Source organism: Wenjunlia tyrosinilytica (genome assembly GCF_014646055.1).
Lineage (GTDB): Bacteria > Actinomycetota > Actinomycetes > Streptomycetales > Streptomycetaceae > Wenjunlia > Wenjunlia tyrosinilytica.
The window spans coordinates 1-2127 of the sequence record NZ_BMMS01000122.1 but is presented as its reverse complement, the minus strand read 5'-3'; the positions used below and the strand labels follow the sequence as shown (position 1 = coordinate 2127).

General features: G+C 67.0%; 3 protein-coding genes. All 3 read right to left on the bottom strand.

All coding sequences use genetic code 11. The features are described from left to right. Positions 1-1595: condensation domain-containing protein (locus IEY86_RS35790; RefSeq protein ID WP_229699082.1), on the bottom strand; the 1595-nt coding region annotated here is incomplete at its 3' end. Beyond that, entirely contained in the window at positions 1592-1849 is a 258-nt protein-coding gene (locus IEY86_RS37950) for a phosphopantetheine-binding protein (protein WP_308425210.1), read from the bottom strand. The genes IEY86_RS37950 and IEY86_RS35790, both read right to left, overlap by 4 nt. A 2-nt stretch (positions 1850-1851) precedes the next feature. Next, positions 1852-2010, bottom strand: a complete 159-nt coding sequence (locus IEY86_RS38595) for a hypothetical protein (protein ID WP_444545864.1) — start codon at positions 2008-2010, stop codon at positions 1852-1854. Positions 2011-2127: the final 117 nt, after the last annotated feature.

The following is a 2127-nucleotide window of genomic DNA, read 5'->3' as shown; positions in this document are numbered from 1 at the left end:
ACAAGCGCCCGCTCCGCCTCCGGCAGCACCTCCAGGCCGGAAACCGGCGCACCCGGCGCAGCCTCCAACGCCCGGCTGATCTCCCGCACAGCATTCAGCAGCAACCCGCAGACACGGTCCGGGTCCAGCCGGTCATCCACCTGAGCGGTCACCGCAAACCCCGTACCCACGTCATCAACCGAAACCACGACCGGATAGTTGGTGCGCTCCTCACTGTGCAGCACCTCGAACCCGGAAGCCGCCGCACCGGCCACAGCCGGATCCGCCGGGACGCTGTGCCGGTAGTTGAACAGGCTGGTGAACAACGGCAGCCCCGCCGGCACCCGACTGCACCCCTGAGCCACCACGAGCGGGGCATGCTCATGCCGCAATACGTCGGCAAGCAGCCCATGGGTGTCCCGGACCGCATCCAGCACACCCTGGGCACCGATATCGACGCGTACCGGCAGGGTGTTGATGAACAGGCCAAGGCCGCGTTCCGCACCGGCGCCGGCCTGCATCCGCCCGAACAGCACCGTGCCGAACACCACATCCGAACGACCGGTCAGCCGGGACAGCACCATGCTCCAGGCCAGATGGCACACACTCGCCGGAGACACACCCGCACGACGAGCCTGCTCCCGGACCGCCTCGGCCAAGGCAGCGTCCATATCGACACGTGCCTCCGCGATTCCGGTGCCGTCACCGCGGACATCCAAAATCCCGAACGGCGCAGTCGGCTCGTCGACATCACCGAGCAACTCGGTGAAGAACTCCTCGTGCTCCGCCCGACTGGTACCCAGCACCGCCTGGGCCACCACATTGCGATACGGCACCGCCTCCGGCAACGCATCAGCGCTACCCGCCAGCACCGCCCCGATCTCCTCCTGCAACACCTCCATCGTGGTGTGATCACCCACCAGGTGATGCATCAGCACCAACAACAGCCACCTGTCGTTCGGCTCGTCGTAGGCCGTGACCACCCGCAACAGGGGCGCACGGTTCAGATCCAGCCGGAGCCGGCGCGGGTCGTAGCGTGCCAGCAGCTGGGCGGCTGCGTCCCCGGAACCGTCGAGGGTCACCTCCTCGACCGGCAGCTCGGTCCGCCGCCAGACCACCTGTACCGGCTGCGGCAGTCCCTCCCACACCACCGACGTACGCAGGATGTCGTGCCGATCCACCACCATCTGCAGTGCATCGGCGAACTCGCCGACCCAGTCCCGCGACGGCACCGCTAACACACTCGACAGCAGATAGGCGTCGCCCTCGCCACCCATCAGGTGGTGGAAGAAGATCCCTTCCTGCAGCGGGGCGAGCGGATAGATGTCCTGCACATTCCCGGCCCCGCCGGGCACCGAGGCGACCACCTTGGTGATCTGTTCCTCGGTCAGATCCACCAGCGGCAGCATCTCCGGCGTGATCCGGACCGGCGGACTCCACCAATCGGAGTCGCCCGGGCCGATGCGCGCCAGCAATTCCTCCTTGTGCGACCGCAACTGCCGAACCAGCGCGCCGTCCAGCGCCTCTTCCGGCGCGCGTACCTTCAGGTCGTCGCCAGTGCGCCGGAGTTCGATGGACCTCGCCCGGATCTCCAGTAGCAACTCGTCGATGTTCATAGGTCGATCTCCATCTTTCCGCCACCACTAGCCTTGCGCCGGTGAACATCAGGAATCAAATTTGGCGGTATCGGCACCTCGGCGCCGCCGCCGGCCGCGACCGCCGCGGCGAGTCCGGCGACGGTGGGGGTGGTGAAGACCGCCCGCACATCACACGACAGCCCGGCCTCCCGCATCCGCCCGACGAGAGAGACCGCGAGCAGGGAATGCCCGCCGAGTTCGAAGAAGTCATCGTCGCGGCCGACGCGCTCCACATTCAGANCCCGTTCGGGGTCAACGGCAGCGACTCCAGCGCGACAAACGCCGACGGCACCATGTAGGAAGGAAGGACCTCACTCAGCGCGCCACGCAGCGTTTCGACCCCGATGCTGCTGTCGGGCACGTAGTAGGCGTCGAGGCGATCATCTCGGGCCACCACGACGGCTTCCCGGACAGCAGGGAGTTCCAGTAGCCGGGCCTCGATCTCCCCGAGTTCGATCCGGTACCCGCGGACCTTGACCTGGAAATCATTGCGGCCCACGAACTCGATCGT